We start from the raw sequence: 21,493 nt of genomic DNA, 5'->3' as shown, positions 1-21,493 counted from the left end.
AACTGGCTGCAACAATGTACGCCCACGGGGATAGGATCTTAGTCATAGCAAGTTGAGCAATGCACACTCTTCGTCTCGTCACACTAGATGAAATATCACTGTAACAGGCCGGGATTATATGTGAATAACATCACAAAATAACGCGATATTGTTCACAGATTCGCTAAACACACAGATGCAGATAACCGATGGGGTGCCGCCTGGTTTATCACACCCTAAGCCTCTCCACTCATTAGGTTTTTACTGGCGAGATCGGTGGCTGGACAGCAGTACCAAGAGGTAATAAGCACCGCCATACCGACCAGGCTCATCACGTTATATCGGGCGCGATTATACTGAACGAGACTTCATTTCCCCCGATTTATGTCACAAATGCCGACACTGGGCGCCAAATGAAAATCCTATAGCGTGACCCTCATCATAATTCGCTGGGTTTAAACAGAAAGAGCGAACAGCGCTTGCGCATTGCGCTGCAAATGATCGGCTATCTCATCGGCTGGCTCTGGTCGCAGGCTGCACAGCACCTGAAACACCTCGGCAATGCGCTCTGGGCGATTCGGCTGCCCTTGATAACCGGCCAGCGGCATATCAGGGGCGTCGGTTTCCAACAGTAGCGAGCTTAACGGCAGTTGCGCCATTACGCTGCGGGTTTTCTGCGCCCGTGGGTAGCTGATGGTACCGCCCACGCCGATATAATAACCAAGACGCACAAACGCCTGTGCCTGCGACCAACTCCCCGCGAAACCGTGCACTACGCCGCAACGCGGTAACGCCAGACGGCGCAGCACCGCCGCCAGTTGATCGTGGGTACGGCGGGAATGCAGGATCACCGGTAGCCTATGCTGCTTCGCCAATGCCAACTGGGCGTGTAACAAGCGCTGCTGGCGCTCAAATTGCGGGTTTTCCATCGTCAGATCGAGGCCGATTTCCCCAACTGCCACCAGTTTGGGCGGTTGGCTGGCCAGAAATGCTGCCAGTTGCTCCAAGTGCGGCTCATGATGCTGGGCGATGTACAGCGGGTGTAAGCCTAGCGCGGCGAACAGTGGTGGATAGTCATGCGCCAATTTCAACACCCGCACAAAGCGGTCGGCGGTCACCGCTGGCACGATAATCTTCCGCACCCCGACCCGTTCGGCCAGCGCCAAGCTTTCTACCTCATGCCCGCTGAACGGCGGGAAGTCGAAATGACAATGGGTATCGGTGAAATCATCGCGCATAGCGCCACTCCCGTTTTTCCTGCTCTGAGGCCACAACACCACGAAAAACCACTTAGCCACTCGAACAGGGCAGTTTCTTTTTTGGCAATACATGCCAGACCACCGCGAGCTGACCAGGAATTCAGTGCGATGTGGGGTATGAGGGGCCACATTAGGGTTTATACCCGTCCTATTTCAAGTTGCCTGTGCGTGAGCTTTCCTCACTCACCCTAGTCACTTACTGATGTAAGCGCCAGGGGATAAATGAACTTCATCCCTGAGGTTCAGCCTGCGGCCCAGCGCAAGCGCGGTTCAAATCGGTTCCTGACCGATTTGTCGCTGCGTTGCTGCCTTCATGCAACTCGAATTATGTAGGGTATAGAACCTATCCCATTAGGCTGTTAACCATTCGATCGTTCTTCACGCTTTTTACACCGCCGGTCACTTTGGCGGTGTTTACTGCGCGTTCAGACGGTGTCCGGGAGTCTTCTTACTTCAGCGGAAAGTTGTACCACATCGTTGATGGTTTCCACTGTCAGGTTGCATGACGGCACCCAGCCATCAACTTCCCTAAAAACAGGGTGCGATGAGGCACCCCGTTGTTCTGTCAGTGTTCACGCGTTTTACGGAACACCACCTCGGGATAACGTTCCTGCGTCAGGTTGAGGTTAACCAGGGTCGGCGCGATATAGGACAGGTTATCCCCACCATCCAGCGCCAGGTTAAGCTCGTTTTTACGCTTGAACTCTTCGAACTTCTTCACATCATTGCACTCAACCCAGCGGGCTGTTGACACGTTGACCGACTCATACAGCGCTTCCACGTTGTATTCACTTTTCAGGCGCGCGACCACTACGTCAAACTGTAGCACGCCGACCGCACCGACGATCAGGTCGTTATTGGCAATCGGGCGGAATACCTGCACTGCCCCTTCTTCAGAGAGCTGTACCAGCCCTTTTAGCAACTGTTTCTGCTTCAGCGGATCGCGCAAGCGAATGCGGCGGAACAGCTCCGGCGCAAAGTTCGGGATGCCGGTGAACTTCATATCCTCGCCCTGGGTGAAGGTATCGCCGATCTGAATAGTGCCGTGGTTGTGCAAGCCGATGATGTCACCGGGATAGGCTTCTTCCACCTGCGAACGGTCACCGGCCATAAAGGTCAGCGCATCGGAAATCACCACGTCTTTGCCAGTGCGCACCTGGCGCAGCTTCATGCCTTTTTCGTAACGACCAGACACCACGCGCATAAAGGCTACGCGGTCACGGTGTTTTGGATCCATATTGGCCTGGATCTTAAACACAAAGCCGGTGAATTTTTCTTCCGCCGCCACCACTTCACGGGTGTCGGTTTTGCGCGGCATCGGTGCAGGTGCCCACGCCACCAGGCCATCCAGCATATGATCCACACCAAAGTTGCCCAAGGCGGTGCCAAAGAACACCGGTGTCAGTGCGCCGCTGAGGAACGCTTGTTTATCGAACGTATGGGATGCACCCTGCACCAACTCCAGCTCTTCACGTAGCTGCGCCGCCAGATCTTCTCCCACCAGCGCATCCAGCTCCGGGTTGCCCAAGCCTTTGACGAGGCGCACTTCCTGAATAGTGTGGCCTTTACCGGTCTGATACAGGTAGGTCTCATCCTTGTACAGATGATAAACGCCTTTAAACAGCTTGCCGCAGCCGATAGGCCAAGTGATGGGTGCGCAGGCGATGTTTAGCTCACGCTCCACTTCATCCATCACTTCCATCGGATCGCGGATGTCGCGATCCAGCTTGTTCATAAAAGTCAGGATTGGCGTATCGCGCAGGCGGGTGACTTCCATCAGCTTGCGGGTACGATCCTCAACGCCCTTGGCGGCGTCGATCACCATCAGGCAGCAGTCAACGGCGGTCAGGGTGCGGTAGGTATCTTCGGAGAAATCTTCATGCCCCGGTGTATCCAGCAGGTTGACCAGGCTGTCGCGATATGGAAACTGCATTACCGAGGTGGTGATCGAGATCCCACGTTGCTTTTCCATTTCCATCCAATCGGATTTGGCGTGTTGGCTTGAACCACGACCTTTTACCGTGCCAGCAGTTTGGATCGCCTGCCCGAACAGCAGCACCTTTTCGGTAATGGTGGTTTTACCGGCATCGGGATGCGAGATGATGGCAAATGTACGTCTAGCCGCTACCTGCGCGGCAAAGCTGAGGTTAGACATCTAGTCACTCTCTTTCATGTACACATATATGTACAAATTAAAATTTTGGCTGAGGTGGGGATTCTACATTGCTGGCAGGCATGGTGCATTATGAATCATCTTAGCTGAAACTCACAAACGCCATAACTCCAATAACCCCAAAAGAGTTGACACTCACTTAATGCAGGGTTATCATAACCCCATCAAAACAGCACAGAGAGCCGGAGGATGGATAGCAGGAATGCAATAGCAATGGTAGAAGCCGATGGGTGGTATCTGGTGAGAGTAAAAGGCAGTCATCACCAGTTCAAGCACCCAACGAAAAAAGGGCTGGTAACGGTAAAACATCCCCAAAAGGACATACCGCTACCAACACTGAAAAGTATCAAAAAACAGGAGGGGCTTTAAGCCCCTCCTCTTGGAGGTTTACATGTTGTATCCCGTTGCTATTGATAAAGGCGATTCATCCTTCGGCGTTCGCGTACCTGATATTCCAGGCTGCTTCTCTGGCGGCGACAACTATCAGGATGCGATTGAGAGCGTGCGTGAGGCTATCGACGCACATATCGAATTACTGGTGGAAGATGGTGAAGCAGTGCCGGAAGCGACCAGCGTGGAAAACTGGCTGGCCGATCCCGATTATGCGGGGGTAGTGTGGGCGCTGGTTGATGTTGACGTTACCCGGTTGATGGGGAAAGCGGAAAAAATCAACGTAACGCTTCCTTCTTTGCTGATCCGCCGTATCGATCAGTTTGTCGCTGCGCATCCTGAGTATGGTAGTCGTTCAGGCTTCCTGTCCCGTTTGGCGGCTGATAAAGTGATAGGTAGAGCCAAAATCTAAATTACCGGGGGTTGTCACCCCCGGTAGATCTGTCACTACGCTTTCCACGCAGAAAACACCAGCGGATCACCGAACGCATACCGCCGATATTCGACTGTCGAGTTGTACGGCATATACACCTGGCGGCAAGCACCGAAATCAACCCCAGTTAGATACACCTTCAATGCGCCAGCCACTGCCTCAGGGTGGTTTAGAGCCAGAGTGGCGCTGCTGGTCACGTTCTGGAAGTATTCGCCAGGTTCGGTTATCGCATTTAAATCCGTGCCTGCCGGCAGGGTTTTATCGGCCACAGGCACCGCACCGGTATCATTCGCAGTGATCACGTCTTTGGTCGCCAATTTCCCCAACCCTAGATTTTTCTGCGATGATTCCCGTGCTTTTTTTCCTGCGTCAGAGATTTCTGAGAGGTTTTTTCGATAACCAGGTATTTTTCTACAATCGGCGCAGCTGTCACGATAACTGTCCTGCTGGCTTTTTTACCTGATAACGCGCCGGATACTGTTATCGTGGCATCTCCTGCCGAGCCATAACTCATATGGCCATTGGCGGTGACGCTCGCTACCGAGTTATCAGTCGAGGTGTAGATGACATCTTCTGTCGCGTCCGATGGGGTTTTTGTAATTTGCAAGTTATAGCTGTTGCCAGGTATCAGACAAAGCCATAGCCCCCCTCGTGTGTACATGTTTTTATCATGTGAGAGGCCGAGATTACGATTATGTACACGCTGTTGTACATATTTTTATTGAGAAGAATTGAAAATACTTTGTTTTTCTTTTGCATTCTTTGGCTGTTGTTTGTGCTTTGTGGTTGCAACAGCCTTTAAATACGGGATTTTCATACTGGAGTTTGAGGATGTTTTGCGGGGTTTTGATTAGTCTTTAGAAGGTCTAACATTTGGATGCGAGATGATGGCGAAAGTTTTTCTTTTCGAGACTTCGTGGGCAAATGCACTAGGAGGCATGTTTTTCTGGTTCTACGGTTAGCCCGCCCTGCGACAACATCAGAACGCACCGTAGCAGCGTCAAGCAAAGCGGTAATGATAAAGACAATAGCTGGACATTTTCGCTGATTTGTCAACCGCTGACAATCAATGGTTTGCCCGGCGAGTAAGATGCCGCCGTGCGCTGGCTAAGCCAGCGGCAGCGCCATGACAATCGCGTCCTCACGGCCATTGGCGCTGGGGTAATAATTGCGGCGTAAAGTCACTTGGTTGAAACCGAGATCATCGTACAGCGCGATCGCCGCCGCGTTGGAGGCACGCACTTCCAACCACAGTGTGACCACGCCACGGCGGGTCAGTTGTTCGATCAGCACATGCAGTAAACGGCGGCCAAAGCCACAACGCTGCCACTGTGGGTGGATAGTGATGTTGAACAATGTGGCCTCATCCAGCACGATCTGAGTAATGGCAAAGCCCGCCATCTGCCCATCGGTGCTTAATTTCAAGTTAAGGTAGCGTTCGCCTTGGTTACTGGCAAGGGTGGCTTCCGTCCAAGGGAAAGCGTGGCTGGCCTGCTCAATGTTGTAGGCCGTAGTCAGATCGGCTGCTGTCAGGGTAGAAATACTGTTCATGATGATAAATCTGCTGCCAGAGGGCGCGTTTAGCCCGGGGATCTTGAGAAAGTTCGGCCAGCGCCGGACTGTATAGCTGTGCGCCGACCACTGCAAGTGGCTCCTCCACACCCAGCCGCCAACTGTTGCACTCGGTATCTTCAGGCAACATCGCCACTTGATCCGGCGTCAGGCCGTAGGTTTGTGCTGGCGTCAACCCCAAGCTGCGCAGCACGTCACAAAACAGCAGGTCGTGAGGGTCGGGCAACGCCTGCGCCACAATCAGCAAACGTACCTCAGGCGACAAGCTGACCGCCACTGCACCCTGCAACACGCCTGGGCGGCGTAATGCCCACTGCGTGATACCCAGTTGTTGTAACAGCCAGTCGCGTTTTGATGCCATGCCGATCCCTACCCGTTATGGTGCGCCATGCCTGCCATGCGCCGCGCTATGCTAGCAAACCCGCGCACCTCACGCCAATAAACCCGTCGAACATAGCGTCACAAAGCTCTATAATCCCCGGTCTAATTGCTAGGAGCCAAAACCTGATGTCTGCATTAACCCCCGCCAGTGAAGTCATGCTGCGCCACAGTGATGAGTTTATCAAACGCCGCGTTTTATTCGCCGGTGATATACAAGATACCCTACCGGCTCTATTCGCGGCCACAGAGGTACGCGTCCATACCCAGCAATACCATCACTGGCAATTACTGAACCGGGCGATGGGTGATAACGCGCAGTTCGGCCTGATCCTAGACGCGGCATTTGTTGCCGAGTGCGATACGCTGATCTACTACTGGCCAAAGAGCAAGCAGGAAGCGCAGTTCCAACTGTGCAACATTCTGGCGCTGCTACCCGTAGGCGCGGATGTGTTCGTGGTCGGTGAAAACCGTAGCGGGGTGCGCAGCGCCGAGCAGGCCGTGGCAGGCCACGCCACGCTGATGAAGATCGACAGCGCCCGCCGCTGTGGCCTATATCATGGCCGCTTGGATGTGCAGACCACATTCGATCTGACCGACTGGTGGCAAAGCTACCCACTGCACGATTTGACAGTGAAAACCCTACCGGGCGTGTTCAGCCGCGATGGGTTGGACACCGGCAGTGCTCTGCTGCTATCAACGCTGGAAAACTCCATGCAGGGTAAGGTGCTGGATGTCGGCTGCGGCGCTGGCGTGGTAGCAGCGGTGTTGGCTAAGCTGTCACCGAAGGTCAAGCTGACCCTGAGTGATGTGAGTGCCGCTGCGCTGGACTCCAGCCGCGCGACGCTGGCTGCCAACAGCATTAAAGGCGAGGTGATCGTCAGCAATGTCTACTCCAACATTACCGGCCGTTTCGACATGATCATTTCCAACCCACCGTTCCATGATGGTCTACCAACCAGCCTGACCGCAGCGGAAACCCTGATCCGTGGGGCGCTGAAACACTTGCCGATCGGCGGTCGTTTGCGCATCGTGGCCAACGCCTTCCTGCCGTACCCAGGCATGCTGGATGCCACTTTCGGTAGCCATGAAGTACTGGCACAGAATGGCCGCTTCAAAGTGTATCAGGCGACAGTCGGGCTTCCGCCACGCGATCCGAAGAAGAAAAAGAAATAACGTTTTCAGTCGTATGCATGCAGGGCGTAGTTCCAGCGGGTGCGCTGTCTGCCCAGGCATTCCCCTGTTGTAACGGATCAACGTGCTAATTTCCTGGTTGTTTTTACAGCAAGTATCCACAAGCAAGGGAAATAACTATTGACGTACCTGCCAAAATCTCTAGAATTCGCCCCCGTGGTAATGTTTCTGGTAGGCGAAGGTGGCGGAATCGGTAGACGCGCTAGCTTCAGGTGTTAGTGTCCTTACGGACGTGAGGGTTCGAGTCCCTCTCTTCGCACCACATAACCACATGATTTATATCGCACGCAGCACCAATGCGAAGGTGGCGGAATCGGTAGACGCGCTAGCTTCAGGTGTTAGTGTCCTTACGGACGTGAGGGTTCGAGTCCCTCTCTTCGCACCATGCGGGCGAGATAATATAAATCGATGGAGGTCTGTTCAACCTCTCATTTCTGGGGGCGAACACTCAGTTCTATAGGATATAGCGTAAGACATATCCCTGCCCAGCATGTGAAAGCGTTTGTCAGAAGCCAGAAGAACGATGCAAACAATTCGCTGGCAATCTGCGAAACAGCCTGCCGCCCAGGCATTCACTTTGTACCGGTCAAAACCACGGAACAGCAAGATATCAAAGCACTGCGGAATACCCGTCAACTCATGGTTGAGCAGAGAACCGCGCTGGCTGAATATGGTCTCATTATTCCTGTTGGGATCCAGCGCCTTCAGCAGCCACTACCAGAACTTATCGAAGATGCGTCTAATGACCTGACATTCACACTTCGCCGTTTATTTTATTCATTGCGGCAAGACAAGATATGCAGGCCCTGAATGAACGGATCACCTGTCTGGATGGCGAAATTGCTGCATTATCTTCACAACAGGCCGCATATCGCCATTTATTAACGACCCCGGGTGTCAGTCCTCTTATCACTGTGGCATTTATCAGTGAAGTGGATGCAGTACAGTTCTCCAGTGGTAGAGAATTATCCGCCTGGTGCGGCCTTGTTCCACGGCAGCATAGTTCGGGAGGAAAACAAAGATTATCCTCTATGACAAAAAACAGCAATCGCAGCCTGAGAACGTGAGTCATCCAGGGGGCGCGCTCAGTGATGCGCTGCGTGAAAAAGCGCAATGATAGCCTGGGTATGTGGCTGAAAAGGCTCGAGGCCCGGCGAGGGTTCCTAAAAACCACCGTAGCTCTGGCAAATAAACTAACCCGCATCATCTGGCGCATACTGACCGACAGTGTTGATTTTAATATGAACAAGGCTTTTGCTGTGAGTTAACTTAATACAGCGTTAAAGAAAACACGTTTCACTGAGTTTGCAGGCACTGATGAGAAACGGCTACCGTCCCTGTCACAGCCTGAAGTTGACCTGGGTAATCGTTTACCGGTGTAGCGATAAGGAAACAGGGTTCGGATAACATCATGGCGCGGGTAACTTTACCTACTTAATGATGCCGAATATAGGGTCGCAAACCGTATCAAATCAGTACTTGTAACACCCGGGGCGTCCATATAGGGTCAACTAAAAACTGGCCACGAGTTTAGCATTTTTCCACAACCGATTTTCCGATTCGTTTGGTAGTAACCCACCGTTATATGCGTGCAGCCTGAGCGTACTGTAGTAACCAACGATATAGTCCGTGATTGCATGGGCGGCTTCGCTGAAGTTCATGTTACCCGTCACCGGTATCCACTCATTTTTCAGACTCCTGATGAAGCGATCCATTGGGCTGTTGACGCTCCCAGCAGATTCCGCCTCGGCTGATACTCTGCTTGATCCGATAACTAAACAGTAACTGGCAGAACTGCCTGCGTATCTCAGACAATCACTGACGTGGGATCGTGGAATGGAGCTGGCCAGACATTTGGAATTTACTGCCAGTACGGGAGTAAAAGTATACTTCTGCGATCCTAAGAGTCCCTGGCAACGTGGATCAAATGAGAATACAAATGGCCTGATCCGACAATACTTTCCTAAAAAGACATGCCTTGCACATTATACGCAGCAGGATCTGGATCAGGTTGCAGAGCAGCTAAACAGCAGGCCAAGAAAGACACTGAAGTTTAAAACGCCAAAAGAGATTATTGAAAAGGGTGTTGCGTTGACAGGTTGAATCTACAGTAGCCTTTTTTAATATTTCGTTTTTAATTTCAATACGTTGTATATTTTTCTTCAGCTCGCGTATTTCAATTTGTTCTGGGGTAATGGGAGTGGCTTGTGGTGTTTTCCCTTTCGTTCATCCCGTAACTGCCTGACCCAGCAAGTCATTGTGGAGAGGCCGACATTCATAGCTTTGGCTACTTCAGCGACGGTGTAGTTTTGATCAACAACCCACTGAACCGATTCACGTTTGAACTCCGCACCAAAATTTCTTCTTTTCATTGGGTCATCTGTATTGTTCTGAGGTAAGCATATCTCCTCTGTTCAGGTGTCCAAATTCAGTGTGCCACTACAATACTATTTATATTGTCGATCTTTGGCATACCCGATAAGATCGCTGAATTTCGTCGTCTTCAAGCGAGAGAGATAGGATAACATGACGACGAGAGATCGTATTCAGTCACGACTGAAACGCTCAAAGCGTTATGTTTTCACTCGTGACGACTTCAAACATCTTGCAAGCTATGATCAAATTGGCAGAGCATTGCGAGAACTGGTGAAGGAAGGGCAACTGTTGAAAGTAGGCTATGGTGTCTACACCAAAGCACGGCAAAATGCGATTATCGGTAAGTTAATGCCTGCTGCTGCGGTAGTAATTGAGGCGTTGGAACGTCTGAAAGTGGATTACCGCCTGGTAGGAGCAACAAGCGCCTACAATGCGGCAAATCCACTCAGATCCCCGCGTCACTGGAAATCAAAACTTTGCCACGTTTTAAGAGAGTTTTGTCGGTAGGGAACAGCAAATTAAATGGATGATTTAATAAAATTATTCCCAGGCGTCACTAATACCTGTTTTCGCCGAACGGCATTAGATGTAGTTGATGTTTAAAGCCAGAGGTATGCTCGCTTGTCGGTCTCTTACCCACTAGTGTTTGCCCCGATTCGAGTCCCAAAATTAACGATTTAATGTGTCGGTATCGATGTGGGTACAATATACAAACTTAAATTTTTATTGTTAGATTAATCATTATGTGCGCGTCCCTCCCCTCAGTTGAAGTTGAAATGCAAGCTGATCGCCGTTAATCCCCCCACCAAAGCCATGCAGGAAGGTAGCAGCAGATAGTGGCGTAGATGGCTGCTAAACAGCATCGCCAGCGTCGCTAACATGGCGATCAGGATCAACGTGCGTAATTGCATCATGTCCAGGTCGATCAACGCCAGCAACGGCATCAAGGCGCAAGGTAATAATACGCCCCAAGCACTGGCCATACGCTTACCCAAGCACCAACTAATAGCCCAGAGTCCACACGCAACAATCATAGCTGCAATCATGACACCCCCAACAAATGATAATGATAACCAATATCATATAATAATTTTTTTCAGTGTGCACCCTTTTCGCTACGGTAGCCAAGCACGGAGGGTGTTGCTCATCTCCTTTATCATTATACAGGGGAAGGTTAATATTTATCTTAAAAATCAATACAATTTATTATTTCTAAACAAAAAAGCTAAAAATTTTTTGCCAAATCGCTGTTTTTTCCACATGCAGCCGGAGCGTCTGCACGATAGACTGAGGAAAAGATTAGGCCGTTTACCTGCTGCATTTTTAACTGGACAACGCACGTTGAAGAACTCAGTCTCCATTTTATTGCTGGCTCTGGGCCTGTGCACCCTACCATTGGCCGTGCAAGCCGCATCTGTACAGTTGGCATCACACATCGTTGACCAGTACGCCGAACATATTTTCTATAATAGCGGTGCTACCGGTATGGCACTGGTGGTGGTCGATGGCGATCAGGTGGTTAACCGCAGCTTTGGCGATACCAGCCCAGGCAACCACCAGCGCCCACGTTCGGACTCGTTGATTCGCATTGCCTCAATCACCAAGCTGATGACCAGTGAAATGATGGTTAAGTTGGCGGCGGAAGGCCGCGTCAAACTGACCGATCCACTGCGCAACTATGCCCCCAAGGGCGCTTACGTTCCGACCTATAACTCTCGCCAACCGATCACCCTGCTAAATCTGGCGACACACACTAGCACCTTGCCACGCGAGCAGCCGGGCAAGAAACCGCCGAAGACACCGGTGTTCACCTGGCCGACCATGGCGCAGCGCTGGCATTGGCTGGCGCATAGCAATATTACTATGCCGCCAGGCGTGCGCGCTTCCTATTCCAACCTGGCCTACGACCTGCTGGCTGATGCGCTGTCGCGTGCCGCCGGCAAGTCCTACAGCGCCCTGCTGAAGGAGAGGATCACCGTACCGCTGGGCATGATCGATACCACGCTCACCCCAAGCGCCGAACAGTGTTCACGCCTGATGGTAGCGGCGCTCGGTTCCAGCGCCTGCCGCAACACCACCGCAGCAGGCGGCAGCGGTGGCATCTACTCGACCCCGCACGATATACAGCGCTGGATGCAGCAGTTCCTTTCCTCTACCCCTGTCGGCTCGCGCAAATCCACTGCGGCCAGTGAGCAGACCATGTATTTCCAACGCCAGGATTTGGTGTCACTGCAAGGCATGGACGTGCCGGGGCGAGCGGGTGCGCTGGGCCTGGGCTGGGTGTACCTGGCACCAAAAGACGGCTTACCAGGCATTATTGAAAAAACCGGCGGTGGTGGTGGCTTTATGACCTATATGGCGATGATCCCGCAAAAAAACCTTGGGGTGTTCGCGGTGGTGACCCGTTCAGCACTGAGCAAATTCACGAATATGAGCGATCCAGTTAACCGGCTATTGGGCGAATTGGCAGCCAATAAACACTGAGGCAGACATTGTGTCGCGTTATGTAGATAGACGCTCTGAAGTCGCAGGGTATTCGGCGTCGACTGACTTATATAATCAGATCAACACAACAACAGGAGTAAAGGTAATGGGCATCATCGGCTGGATCTTCGCTGGCATCGCCGTTGGCCTACTGGTCGGCGCGCTGATCAAAATTTTCGGCAACAAGAAAGACCACTAAGCCTCAGGCTATTCTGTGGGCTAAAAACGATGATATGTCAGTGCTGTTCGCCACGGCAGCGGAAGTCGTCAAGGAAGCGAGGATCAACGCCCTGCTGGCTGCCAGCGCTAAAAGACGAAAAGCCGCCCACCACTGCCACCAACCGCACGGTCGCAAGCTGTGTTGCTGAGGGTAATGAGGGCGGGTGTTTTTGTACCACGTGTGGGCATCATCCCGACAAGCGCTGGGATGATGAATACAAAATTAAACTTAGACTGTCAGTTTACTTTAACCGGCATGCCGGAACGGGCATTGATCGCCGCATCCACTGTGTGTTGGTTAACGGTAGTGTCCATCAACACTTTCCTGACCGACGTGGATAGCGTCAGTGGCACCGGGTCTTTGGACTTCAGTTCTTCTTCGTTCGCCGACAGCGGATTATGTACTTCCAGATAACGCGCGCCCCCCGGTTCAATGCTGGCTTTCACTGGTTCATTGATGAATTGCACACGGGTGCCGACCGGCACGTTGTCGAACAGGTATTTGATGTCATCGGTGCGCAGCCGCACACAACCATGGCTCACGCGCAGACCGATGCCAAAATTGGCATTAGTGCCGTGAATGGCGTACAGACGCCCGACATACAGTGCATACAGACCCATCGGGTTGTCAGGGCCGGCTGGGAATACTTCAGGCAGTATCTCACCGTCAGCCTCATACTCTGCACGTATCTTGGCGGTTGGCGTCCAAGTTGGGCCGTCTTTCTTGCGCTGCACGCTGGTGATCCAATTCAGCGGGGTGTCTTTGCCCAGTTGGCCAATGCCGATAGGCAGCACCACCACGGTGTTGGAGCCTTTCGGGTAGTAGTAAAGACGCATTTCAGCACTATTGATGATAATACCCTGGCGCGGTGCGTTCGGCAGGATTAGCTGCTGTGGAATGATCAGGGTGCTACCCGCCTGCGGCAGGAACGGATCTACACCTGGATTTGCTTCCAGCATGTTACTCAAGCCCATCTGGTATTGAGCGGCGAAGCTCTCCAGTGGCAGTTTGTTTTCTTCTGGTACGGTGACTTGGATGTTCTCACCAGTCAGGCTGCTGTCTTTAGGCGGTAAGGGGTACACAACGGCGAAAACAACCTGGCTGCATGCAACCAGTGCCGTAAACAGGGTTAGTAATGCACGAATACTCATTTTTATCTTCGTTAGCCAAGGACACTGGCAGTGAGTGATATCGGTTATTTTGCCCCCTGAGGGGCTGGATGCGCATTATATACCCTAAATAATTCGAGTTGCAGTAAGGCGGTAACACAGCGACAAATCGGTCGGGAACCGATTTGAACAGCGATTGCGCTGGGCCGTAGGCTGAACCTCAGGGATGAGGTGCATTAATCCCCGGTCACTTACACCCGCCAGTGACTGGGGTGAGCGAAGAAAGCTAACATACAGGCAACTTGAAGTATGACGGGTATAGGTGCTCATCAATTAAAGTATGGAACATTACCCTGCTCAATATCGTAATTTTGTGCCACTCTCTCCAGATTATTACTCAGCGTTGATGGGCGACTGTGTTGGTTGCTTGGATAGGGGTCAATGCCAGATGCAGAGCGGCGGGCGATGATCGGAACGGCAGGCCGTGTAACGATGCGATTGCATTTTACGCAAACCTTTTAGTTAATACCTGTTTGAAGTGGTAGTTAAGAAATGTTACGCTCTTTGAAACGGTCAGCAGGGGCTTTTGTAACCCCTGTCCGACCGGGAATTTCCCTGGTGTTGGCTAAATTAGCCACCTGACCGTAACAGGTCAGTTTTTTTTATCTTTGCGTCTATTACTATAACTTATGACACCAAATAGGTAACCTATACTTAAGCACAGGTTTTCCAGCAGGCAAAAAATCAGACTAGAACTGAATCCCACGCCACGATAGGCAGGTTAAAGGGAAATAAGAGGGAATGGAGAAACGCGCGTCCCTGCGACTAGCAGGGTTTCATATCGTCGGATAGGTTACCTTACTCAGTTTGTCGCTACAGGCTTTTATGACCCTATGGTTCTAGTATTACCATTTGATGTTGAGGATTTTCATCAATAAGCCGGGTGTGCAGCCCCTGTTCCTGCCTGACGTGAAAAAGGTGGTAACGTCACCGACAATGCGAAACTGTATCGGCTACAAATGACAGCCATCCTGGGTGAAGGCAGCATTCAGCACCGCTTTTCAATGTAGAAACCGTTGTTCTATGAGGAGCAGGGATACCCAGGGCTTCCACTCCCGTGTATCCATCACGTCATTGCCCCTGCCTCGGTTTTCAACGTCTCCGGGGCATACACCAGCCGGAACAGGTCTGACTGTATGACCAGGTTGCCGGTGCAGATGAAGCCACCTACCTTATGCATAAATTATGCTGCCTTATCGGCCTGTTCCGCGCCGATAATTAGACTTTCCGATTTACCATTAAATATTCCCAAGCGACATATTGCCTCAAAAAATGCTAACGATGGCTCCTATAAACTCTGGGAACACCCTGATTTATTTAAATCGGAAAAAGTATTTTGCTAGCATCAAAAGCCCCTGAGCGCCCATTACTCATCCAAACCGATGGCGACAAAATTCTGGCCAGGCCCTCACAGAAAATTAACAAATTGATGATAACTGAAGAGTGAAAGCAACAGCGGATGAAAGAGCAAGCAGGGTGGATCGAAAAAGGCCGGGTGTCTTGCTGACACCCGGCCTTTCAGCGCTTCAATGACTCGTCTTTCAGATAGGTGTAGCCGTACAAGTAGGTGGCAAGCTCTTCCAATAATTGCGCCTGTAACAGGTCATCCAGATCGGTTTCTTTCACCTGATCGCGGAGCTTGACCAGTAACGCGGCCGGATCCAACTGCACGCATTCCAGCATATCAGCCACGCTCTCACCTGCGCAGGACAATTCGGTTTCCACGCGGCCATCTGAGAACACGTATACGTTAACCGATGCGGTGCCACCGAACAGGTTGTGCATGTTGCCGAGGATCTCTTGATAAGCACCGACCATAAAGAAGCCCAATACCGGTGGGTTCTCCAGATCATAGGCTGGCATCGGCATGGTGGAGGCTACGCCGTCTCCGTCGATATAGTGGCCGATGGTGCCGTCTGAGTCACAGGTGACATCGAGCAACAGCACTCGGCCTTCCGGCTGCTGATCCAACCCTTCCAGCGGCAATACCGGAAACAGTTGCTGTATGCCCCAAGCGTCCGGTATGGATTGAAACAGCGAGAAGTTGACGTAGAACTTGTCTGCCATACGCTCCTGCAATTCATCAATGATCGGGCGGTGCGCACGGTTGACCGGATCGAGCTGCTGCAGGATCTTTTTGCAGATGCTCAGATACAACTGCTCGGCCCAAGCGCGTTTGGCCAGATCCAGCGTGCCATGAGTGTATTGGGTGTGAACGTCATGCAGATCCATCCGGCTGGCATGCAGCCATGCGCGCAGCGAGCGGCGATTCTCTGGCTGGTTCATTTCCAACCAGGTTTTCCACATGCTTTCTAGCACGCACGGCGCGTCTTCCGCCGGTGGCAGCGGCTCGCTGAACTCATGGCGTTCCACACCGAACACGTTTGACACCAACGCCACATGGTACGCGGTCATAGCACGGCCGGATTCGGTGATTACCGTCGGATGCGGCAGGCCGTGCTCGTTACAAGCGTTACCGATACCACAAATCACGCTGTTGGCGTATTCGTTCAGGCCATAGTTCACCGAACAGTCAGACTGCGAACAGGTTCCTTCATAATCGACGCCCAAACCACCACCCACATCGAAATACTGAATATTGACGCCCAGCTTGTGCAGTTCAACGTAAAAACGCGCCGATTCACGCACGCCGATAGTGATATCGCGAATGTTGGTCAATTGCGAACCCAGGTGAAAGTGCAGCAGTTGCAAGCTGTCGAGGCGGCCCGCTGCGCGCAGGGTCTCTACCAACGTCAGTACCTGCACGGCAACCAGGCCAAACTTGGATTTTTCGCCGCCGCTTGATTGCCATTTGCCGGAACCCTTCGACACCAGACGCGCACGCACGCCGAGACGTGGCATCACGCCCATCCGTTCAGCTTCTTCCAGCACCATGTTGATCTCGGACATTTTCTCGATCACCAGGTACACTTTGTGGCCCAACTTCTGAGCGATCAGCGCCAGACGAATATATTCGCGGTCTTTGTAACAATTGCAAACGATCATTGACCGGGCCATGCCCAGATGCGCCAGTACCGCCATCAGTTCGGATTTGGAACCGGCTTCCAGCCCCAGCGGTTCTCCAGAGTTAACCAAGGACTTGATCACTCGGCTATGCTGGTTCACCTTAATCGGGTATACCAGAAAATAGTCGCCCTTATAGCTGAAGGCGTCACGCGCGCGCTTGAAAGCAGCGTTAATCGAGCGTAGCCGATGTTGCAGGATCTGCGGGAAACAAAACAATGCGGGGAGACGCTGACCTTCTTTCTGACACGCTTTCACCAGTTCCGCCAGATCGACGCGCGCCTGCGGAAAATCGGGGTTCGGACATACGCTGATGTGGCCTTTTTCATTAACGTCATAGTAACTATTACCCCATTGGGCAACGTTATAAGTGCTCAGCATCTTGCTGGCATTGCGAACATTCATGACAACCTCCTGCACTGCGTACAAAAAGATAGAGTGTAAAAGTTCGATGAAGTGACAGCATCAACTGTGGGTGCCAGCAGCATATAACCGCGCATCGCCGGTGGCTTCACCCAGGCTACATCCAGTTTAAAACTTCATCCTTGACATTGTTCCGCTACAGTCAGTGCGCTGCGTGCGCATTATATACTAATAGCCACGGGAAAAAGTAAAACAAAAATTCACTGGTATCTGTTTAAGACGATTAAAATAGCACTGGTAACTTCTCTCTAAAAAACATAAGCAAAAAATAACTGGTAATCCGACTAAACCCCGACCTAAAATAGACGTCTAGAGGTTAATCCATCTATAACTGATAAACTGCTTAACGACTTTGCCTGAAGGGCGTTGCAGGATACATCTCACACCATCAATGGAAGGCTCTTTATTTGATGCCAAAATGCCAAGGCTGTGCAGTAATTTCTAACTCGTTTTATGCAAGGTAATGGATACAATGGCTAAACACTTATTCACGTCAGAATCTGTCTCCGAAGGCCATCCTGACAAAATCGCTGACCAAATTTCCGATGCCGTTCTCGATGCCATCCTGACGCAAGATCCGAAAGCACGCGTTGCCTGTGAAACCTACGTCAAAACCGGCATGGTATTGGTCGGTGGTGAAATTACCACCAGTGCCTGGGTCGATATCGAAGAGATCACCCGTAAAACCGTGCGTGAAATTGGCTATGTTCACTCAGATATGGGTTTTGACGCCAATTCCTGTGCCGTACTGAGTGCCATCGGCAAACAATCCCCAGACATCAACCAAGGTGTTGACCGCACCAATCCATTGGAGCAGGGTGCTGGCGATCAGGGCCTGATGTTTGGCTATGCCACCAACGAAACCGAGGTGTTGATGCCAGCACCGATCACTTACGCGCACCGTCTGGTGCAGCGTCAGTCCGAAGTGCGTAAAAACGGCACCCTGCCGTGGCTGCGCCCAGATGCCAAGAGCCAGGTAACCTTCCTGTACGACGATGGAAAGATCGTCGGCATTGACGCTGTGGTTCTCTCCACCCAGCATGCTGAAGATGTCGCTTTGAAAGATCTGCAAGAAGCGGTGATGGAAGAGATCATCAAACCGGTGCTGCCGCCAGAATGGCTGAGCGCGAGCACCCAATATCACATCAACCCAACTGGCCGTTTTGTTATCGGTGGCCCCATGGGCGACTGTGGCCTGACTGGCCGTAAGATCATTGTCGACACCTATGGCGGTATGGCTCGCCACGGTGGCGGGGCATTCTCCGGTAAAGATCCGTCCAAGGTTGACCGTTCTGCCGCTTACGCCGCACGCTACGTGGCGAAAAACATCGTCGCCGCTGGTCTGGCTGACCGCTGTGAGATCCAGATTTCCTACGCTATCGGCGTGGCGGAACCCACTTCCATCATGGTAGAAACTTTCGGTAGCGAGAAAATTCCTACCGAGCAACTGACCCTGCTGGTACGCGAGTTCTTCGACCTACGCCCATACGGCCTGATTAAGATGATGGATCTGCTGCAACCGATCTACAGCGAAACCGCCGCCTATGGCCACTTTGGCCGCGAGCACTTCCCTTGGGAAATAACGGACAAATCAGCACTGCTGCGCGATGCCGCTGGCCTCAAATAAGCCCGGACATTGATGTGAATACGGCGAGTCTAGGCTCGCCGTATTTATTTTTATCGAGTGGACGTTTGACATGGCCCTGAAATCTGACCATCAGATTTATTGACGGCGGGATCAATACCAACGGGAAAGGGTTGTCACCATGCAGTCAGCCAGAGATAGGGTAGAGGAAGACGAGCAACTAAAGGGGAATTTTTTATAAGACTCCTTTTTATTATGCTTTTTTTCAATGTCTTAGAAAGAGCTGTACCACGCAACATCCCCCTCTTTGCATCATTGGCCGAACATGTCTTTGATCCAGCCGGCAACCCCATCACTGTCTTTTTGCTCGCCCTTGGCCTGCTGCTGTTGCTGCTGAGCAGCCATCTGGCTGGACTGGCACAAACCCTGTGGGTTGTCAGTCCATACCGGCAGGGTGCGCCCGTTGCCACCTCCGCCGCAGATGAAGTTTCCTGATGCGTCGATCGCCATTGGGTTGATGCCCTCAGGCGGCTGTAGCATCAACGGCAGCGGCGTTTGGTTCTCCAGATAACGACGGTACAGGGTCAGCGCACCGTTGGCACCTGTCAATTTGGCCGGGCCGTTGTTGTCACGCCCCACCCAGGCGATCGCCACTTCTTTGCCATCGATGCCGGCAAACCAACTGTCGCGTAAGTCATTAGTGGTGCCGGTTTTGGCCGCCAGGTTGTAGTTCGGGAACTTCACCGACAGCGAACGGGAGGTTCCGCGGATCACACCCTGCTGCATGGCGTATAACGTCAGGTAAGCCGCCTGTGCCGGTACCATACGTTCCGCCTGAGGGAAGCTCTGATACAGTACCGTCCCCTCCTCAGCGATCACCGAACGCACCGCAGAAAGTGGCGCACGTTTGCCGCCACTGGCGATAGTCTGATACTCCTGCGCCACTTCCATCGGCGTCAGACCTATCGCCCCCAGCAGCATGGAAGGTACTGGGTTGATCTCCGCATTGGGGATACCCAACCGCTGCAACGTGGCACTGATTTGTGCCAACCCCACCGACAGGCCAAGGTTGACCGTTGGCACGTTCAGCGAGTTGGCAAGCGCATCAACCAACATCACTTGGCCGCGAAATTTACGGTCGTAGTTGTTCGGTTGCCAGATGGCACCATTCGGCTGTTTCAGCGACAATGGCGTATCCGCCAGCCAGGTATTGAGGCGGTACTTGTCCGGCTCGGAAAGCGCGGCCAGGTATGTGGGCGGTTTCGCCAGCGAACCGACCAGACGGCGCGCCTGTACCGCGCGGTTAAAACCAGCAAACTGCGGGTTGGCCCCCCCCACCATGGCACGAACTTCGCCGCTGAAGCGATCGACAATCACCATCGCCGCCTCCAGATCCTGCATATGGCGCGCAGCGCGCAGCGCTAGGATACCGCCTTCGACCGCTTTTTCCGCCGCGTCTTGCGATACCGGATCCAGGGTGGTGAAGATTTTCACGCCGGACAAATTGTTAACCTTGTCGCCCAGCTTAGCCTGCAACTCCTGCCGCACCATGTACATAAATGCGGGCTGCGGTGTGATCACCCCGCCTTTCGGCTGTACGCCCAGTGGACGCGCACTCAGCATGTTATACAGCTCAGCGTCGATAACGCCTTGGCTTTGTAATAGCTTGAGCACCAGGTTGCGACGTTCTAACGCCAGATCTGGATGGCGCCACGGGTTGTAAAACGACGCACCCTTAACCATACCCACCAGCAACGCTTGCTGATCGAGACTCAGTTCATCCACCGGGCGGCCAAAGTAATACAAGCTAGCCAGTGGGAAACCATGGATCTGATCGCTGCCGCTCTGGCCGAGGTACACCTCGTTTAGGTACAGTTCAAGAATACGATCTTTGCTGTAACGGTAATCCATCAACAACGCCATATAGGCTTCGTTAGCTTTGCGCCACAGCGAACGTTCGTTGCTCAGAAACAGGTTTTTCACCAGTTGCTGCGTCAGAGTACTCCCGCCCTGCACCGCGCGGCCAGCGGTCAAGTTAGCCAGCACCGCACGGCCGATGGAGTAAGGGCTGATGCCATCATGCTCATAGAAATGGCGATCTTCGGTGGCGATCAACGTGTCCACCAGCAAATCAGGGAAGCCAGTGCGCGACACGAACAACCGCTGTTCGCCGTTCGGTGACTGGAGCATGGTAATCAGACGCGGATCGAGGCGGAAGAAGCCGAAGCTGCGTTGATTTTCCATATTTTCGATCTTCGCCAGACGATTGTTCTGGAAATCCAGACGAGCGTGGATCTGCCCTTCTTTACCATCAGGGAAGTCAAACGGGCGTCGCAGCATGTGGATGCTATTGGCCTGAACGGTAAACTCGCCAGGGCGCGTGATGCGGCTGACCTGACGGTACTGCATGCCTTCCAGCAGATCGATCATTTCCCTTTTGCTGTACGGCATGCCCGGTTCCAAGTTGACCATGCGACCATAGACCGCTGCTGGCAACTGCCAGACCTTGCCATCGATGCGGCTGCGGATCTGGGAATCCAGATAAATGCCATAGACCGCCAGCAGCGCAGCGATAACCAAGAGCAATTTGATCATCAGGCCGAGCCATCGGCGTTTTTTATGCGGTGGCGTTGCCTTCACCTTACGTGGCATCGGTTCCTCTTCCTGTTTACCCACATCATCGTCATACAGATCTTGATTATCATAATCGTCTCGGCGACGGCGCGACGCGGTGCATTTGGGTTGTTTTTCTTTGCGCCCGATAGGCTCGCGGTTATCCCCAGCCATGATTGTTATTCTCCGAGCGTGACAGCAGTGCTATTAGTAAGTCGCTT

At 52.4% G+C, this 21,493-nt stretch carries 20 protein-coding genes, 2 tRNA genes and 3 pseudogenes; 12 read left to right on the top strand and 13 right to left on the bottom strand.

Going from position 1 to position 21,493, the window contains the following annotated elements; translation table 11 throughout:
- Positions 1-434: 434 nt before the first annotated feature.
- Together SYMBAF_RS03405 and prfC are read right to left on the bottom strand one after the other, a co-directional pair.
- Complete coding sequence (locus SYMBAF_RS03405) at positions 435-1,217, bottom strand: TatD family hydrolase (RefSeq protein WP_040263144.1); 783 nt, start codon at positions 1,215-1,217, stop codon at positions 435-437.
- Positions 1,218-1,803: 586 nt separating this feature from the next.
- Positions 1,804-3,393 carry a peptide chain release factor 3 gene (gene prfC / locus SYMBAF_RS03400; protein WP_040263146.1) on the bottom strand — a complete coding sequence of 530 codons (1,590 nt, stop codon included), beginning with the start codon at positions 3,391-3,393 and terminating at the stop codon, positions 1,804-1,806.
- Between the two features lie 207 nt (positions 3,394-3,600).
- Here prfC and SYMBAF_RS03395 point away from each other — a divergent pair, with 207 nt between their 5' ends.
- Positions 3,601-3,780, top strand: coding sequence for a type II toxin-antitoxin system HicA family toxin (locus SYMBAF_RS03395; protein ID WP_040263148.1), 180 nt, complete (start codon positions 3,601-3,603; stop codon positions 3,778-3,780).
- Positions 3,781-3,802: 22 nt separating this feature from the next.
- On the top strand, positions 3,803-4,213 hold the full coding sequence (locus SYMBAF_RS03390) for a type II toxin-antitoxin system HicB family antitoxin (RefSeq protein WP_006709107.1): 411 nt from the start codon (positions 3,803-3,805) through the stop codon (positions 4,211-4,213).
- A 35-nt stretch (positions 4,214-4,248) separates the two neighbouring features.
- On the opposite strand, the gene SYMBAF_RS03385 is transcribed toward SYMBAF_RS03390, so the two are convergent.
- The 4 genes from SYMBAF_RS03385 to SYMBAF_RS03370 all read right to left on the bottom strand — a co-directional run bounded on the left by SYMBAF_RS03385 (position 4,249) and on the right by SYMBAF_RS03370 (position 6,167).
- Positions 4,249-4,551 (bottom strand): pyocin knob domain-containing protein, encoded by a 303-nt coding sequence (locus tag SYMBAF_RS03385; protein WP_152609020.1) that lies wholly within the window; start codon positions 4,549-4,551, stop codon positions 4,249-4,251.
- Positions 4,552-4,562: 11 nt separating this feature from the next.
- Entirely contained in the window at positions 4,563-4,895 is a 333-nt protein-coding gene (locus tag SYMBAF_RS03380; RefSeq protein ID WP_040263153.1) for an Ig-like domain-containing protein, read from the bottom strand.
- A gap of 446 nt (positions 4,896-5,341) precedes the next feature.
- Entirely contained in the window at positions 5,342-5,785 is a 444-nt protein-coding gene (rimI, locus tag SYMBAF_RS03375; protein WP_040263155.1) for a ribosomal protein S18-alanine N-acetyltransferase, read from the bottom strand.
- On the bottom strand, positions 5,730-6,167 hold the full coding sequence (locus SYMBAF_RS03370) for a DNA polymerase III subunit psi (RefSeq protein WP_040263157.1): 438 nt from the start codon (positions 6,165-6,167) through the stop codon (positions 5,730-5,732). Before SYMBAF_RS03370 ends, rimI begins: the two co-directional genes overlap by 56 nt.
- Before the next feature lie 146 nt (positions 6,168-6,313).
- Here SYMBAF_RS03370 and rsmC point away from each other — a divergent pair, with 146 nt between their 5' ends.
- The 6 genes from rsmC (at position 6,314) to SYMBAF_RS17495 (ending at position 8,646) form a co-directional block, all read left to right on the top strand.
- Positions 6,314-7,360: a 16S rRNA (guanine(1207)-N(2))-methyltransferase RsmC gene (gene rsmC, locus SYMBAF_RS03365; RefSeq protein WP_040263159.1), complete on the top strand. Its 1,047-nt coding sequence runs from the start codon at positions 6,314-6,316 to the stop codon at positions 7,358-7,360.
- A gap of 193 nt (positions 7,361-7,553) precedes the next feature.
- A tRNA-Leu gene (locus SYMBAF_RS03360) sits at positions 7,554-7,640 on the top strand.
- Between the two features lie 36 nt (positions 7,641-7,676).
- Positions 7,677-7,763 (top strand) — tRNA-Leu (locus tag SYMBAF_RS03355).
- Between the two features lie 23 nt (positions 7,764-7,786).
- Positions 7,787-8,188 (top strand): IS110 family transposase, encoded by a 402-nt coding sequence (locus SYMBAF_RS17505; RefSeq protein ID WP_226019950.1) that lies wholly within the window; start codon positions 7,787-7,789, stop codon positions 8,186-8,188.
- Entirely contained in the window at positions 8,176-8,445 is a 270-nt protein-coding gene (locus SYMBAF_RS17500) for a transposase (RefSeq protein ID WP_226019949.1), read from the top strand. Before SYMBAF_RS17505 ends, SYMBAF_RS17500 begins: the two co-directional genes overlap by 13 nt.
- Before the next feature lie 33 nt (positions 8,446-8,478).
- Complete coding sequence (locus tag SYMBAF_RS17495; protein ID WP_226020456.1) at positions 8,479-8,646, top strand: hypothetical protein; 168 nt, start codon at positions 8,479-8,481, stop codon at positions 8,644-8,646.
- Between the two features lie 243 nt (positions 8,647-8,889).
- Here the strand turns inward: SYMBAF_RS17495 and SYMBAF_RS03345 are convergent, their stop codons facing one another.
- The gene (locus tag SYMBAF_RS03345) at positions 8,890-9,093 is read right to left on the bottom strand and encodes a transposase (RefSeq protein ID WP_040263161.1); all 204 of its coding nucleotides are present in this window, start codon (positions 9,091-9,093) and stop codon (positions 8,890-8,892) included.
- Between the two features lie 79 nt (positions 9,094-9,172).
- On the opposite strand from SYMBAF_RS03345, the pseudogene SYMBAF_RS03340 reads away from it, so the two are divergent.
- Positions 9,173-9,481, top strand: a pseudogene (locus SYMBAF_RS03340) (IS30 family transposase); the annotation flags it as partial.
- A 12-nt stretch (positions 9,482-9,493) separates the two neighbouring features.
- Here the strand turns inward: SYMBAF_RS03340 and SYMBAF_RS03335 are convergent.
- Positions 9,494-9,750: pseudogene (locus tag SYMBAF_RS03335) on the bottom strand (transposase); the annotation flags it as partial.
- A gap of 154 nt (positions 9,751-9,904) precedes the next feature.
- On the opposite strand from SYMBAF_RS03335, the pseudogene SYMBAF_RS03330 reads away from it, so the two are divergent.
- Positions 9,905-10,284: pseudogene (locus SYMBAF_RS03330) on the top strand (DUF6088 family protein).
- Positions 10,285-10,515: 231 nt separating this feature from the next.
- On the opposite strand, the gene SYMBAF_RS03325 reads toward SYMBAF_RS03330, so the two are convergent.
- On the bottom strand, positions 10,516-10,800 hold the full coding sequence (locus tag SYMBAF_RS03325) for a DUF1435 domain-containing protein (RefSeq protein WP_040263165.1): 285 nt from the start codon (positions 10,798-10,800) through the stop codon (positions 10,516-10,518).
- Between the two features lie 295 nt (positions 10,801-11,095).
- Between SYMBAF_RS03325 and ampH the strand changes: the two genes are divergently transcribed.
- Positions 11,096-12,238, top strand: coding sequence for a D-alanyl-D-alanine-carboxypeptidase/endopeptidase AmpH (gene ampH / locus SYMBAF_RS03320; protein WP_040263472.1), 1,143 nt, complete (start codon positions 11,096-11,098; stop codon positions 12,236-12,238).
- A gap of 236 nt (positions 12,239-12,474) precedes the next feature.
- Here the strand turns inward: ampH and SYMBAF_RS03315 are convergent, their stop codons facing one another.
- The 3 genes from SYMBAF_RS03315 to speA form a co-directional block, all read right to left on the bottom strand.
- A complete protein-coding gene (locus SYMBAF_RS03315; RefSeq protein ID WP_160289768.1) occupies positions 12,475-12,636 on the bottom strand; it encodes a hypothetical protein in 162 nt (53 codons plus the stop codon).
- A gap of 58 nt (positions 12,637-12,694) precedes the next feature.
- Positions 12,695-13,615, bottom strand: coding sequence for a L,D-transpeptidase family protein (locus SYMBAF_RS03310; RefSeq protein WP_040263167.1), 921 nt, complete (start codon positions 13,613-13,615; stop codon positions 12,695-12,697).
- A gap of 1,530 nt (positions 13,616-15,145) precedes the next feature.
- Positions 15,146-17,056, bottom strand: coding sequence for a biosynthetic arginine decarboxylase (speA, locus tag SYMBAF_RS03305; protein WP_082026821.1), 1,911 nt, complete (start codon positions 17,054-17,056; stop codon positions 15,146-15,148).
- Positions 17,057-17,546: 490 nt separating this feature from the next.
- On the opposite strand from speA, the gene metK reads away from it, so the two are divergent.
- Positions 17,547-18,701 (top strand): methionine adenosyltransferase, encoded by a 1,155-nt coding sequence (gene metK, locus SYMBAF_RS03300; protein ID WP_040263171.1) that lies wholly within the window; start codon positions 17,547-17,549, stop codon positions 18,699-18,701.
- 270 nt (positions 18,702-18,971) lie between these two features.
- Here the strand turns inward: metK and mrcB are convergent, their stop codons facing one another.
- Positions 18,972-21,446: a bifunctional glycosyl transferase/transpeptidase gene (mrcB, locus tag SYMBAF_RS03295; RefSeq protein ID WP_040263173.1), complete on the bottom strand. Its 2,475-nt coding sequence runs from the start codon at positions 21,444-21,446 to the stop codon at positions 18,972-18,974.
- Positions 21,447-21,493: the final 47 nt, after the last annotated feature.

Origin of the sequence: Serratia symbiotica (genome assembly GCF_000821185.2) — a bacterium.
GTDB lineage: Bacteria > Pseudomonadota > Gammaproteobacteria > Enterobacterales > Enterobacteriaceae > Serratia > Serratia symbiotica.
The sequence above is the reverse complement of the archived record's forward strand: the minus strand, read 5'-3'. Positions and strand labels throughout refer to the sequence as shown.

Coding starts and splice junctions, on each gene's coding strand:
- SYMBAF_RS03405 (WP_040263144.1), bottom strand. CDS start 1,217: ATGCGCGATGATTTCACCGATACCCATTGTCATTTCGACTTCCCGCCG.
- prfC (WP_040263146.1), bottom strand. CDS start 3,393: ATGTCTAACCTCAGCTTTGCCGCGCAGGTAGCGGCTAGACGTACATTT.
- SYMBAF_RS03395 (WP_040263148.1), top strand. CDS start 3,601: ATGGATAGCAGGAATGCAATAGCAATGGTAGAAGCCGATGGGTGGTAT.
- SYMBAF_RS03390 (WP_006709107.1), top strand. CDS start 3,803: ATGTTGTATCCCGTTGCTATTGATAAAGGCGATTCATCCTTCGGCGTT.
- SYMBAF_RS03380 (WP_040263153.1), bottom strand. CDS start 4,895: ATGTACACACGAGGGGGGCTATGGCTTTGTCTGATACCTGGCAACAGC.
- rimI (WP_040263155.1), bottom strand. CDS start 5,785: ATGAACAGTATTTCTACCCTGACAGCAGCCGATCTGACTACGGCCTAC.
- SYMBAF_RS03370 (WP_040263157.1), bottom strand. CDS start 6,167: ATGGCATCAAAACGCGACTGGCTGTTACAACAACTGGGTATCACGCAG.
- rsmC (WP_040263159.1), top strand. CDS start 6,314: ATGTCTGCATTAACCCCCGCCAGTGAAGTCATGCTGCGCCACAGTGAT.
- SYMBAF_RS17505 (WP_226019950.1), top strand. CDS start 7,787: ATGGAGGTCTGTTCAACCTCTCATTTCTGGGGGCGAACACTCAGTTCT.
- SYMBAF_RS17500 (WP_226019949.1), top strand. CDS start 8,176: ATGCAGGCCCTGAATGAACGGATCACCTGTCTGGATGGCGAAATTGCT.
- SYMBAF_RS03345 (WP_040263161.1), bottom strand. CDS start 9,093: ATGGATCGCTTCATCAGGAGTCTGAAAAATGAGTGGATACCGGTGACG.
- SYMBAF_RS03325 (WP_040263165.1), bottom strand. CDS start 10,800: ATGATTGCAGCTATGATTGTTGCGTGTGGACTCTGGGCTATTAGTTGG.
- speA (WP_082026821.1), bottom strand. CDS start 17,056: ATGAATGTTCGCAATGCCAGCAAGATGCTGAGCACTTATAACGTTGCC.
- metK (WP_040263171.1), top strand. CDS start 17,547: ATGGCTAAACACTTATTCACGTCAGAATCTGTCTCCGAAGGCCATCCT.
- mrcB (WP_040263173.1), bottom strand. CDS start 21,446: ATGGCTGGGGATAACCGCGAGCCTATCGGGCGCAAAGAAAAACAACCC.